1 rRNA gene is annotated in these 223 nt (G+C 52.5%); it reads left to right on the forward strand.

The features are described 5' to 3' along the window. Position 1: 1 nt before the first annotated feature. Positions 2-223, forward strand: a 23S ribosomal RNA gene (locus tag WFJ73_RS33310); the annotation flags it as partial.

The raw sequence follows: 223 nt of genomic DNA on the forward strand, positions 1-223 counted from the left end.
AGGCACTAGGAGCCGAAGAAGGACGTGGCGAACAACGAAACTGCCTCGGGGAGCGGTAAGCACGCATTGATCCGGGGATGTCCGAATGGGGAAACCCGGCTGTCGTAATGGGCAGTCACTGTTAACTGAATCCATAGGTTAACAAGAGGCATACCAGGGGAACTGAAACATCTAAGTACCCTGAGGAAGAGAAAACAAAAGTGATTCCGTCAGTAGCGGCGAG

The organism is Paenibacillus sp. MMO-58, from assembly GCF_037146255.1.
Classification (GTDB): Bacteria; Bacillota; Bacilli; order Paenibacillales; family Paenibacillaceae; genus Pristimantibacillus.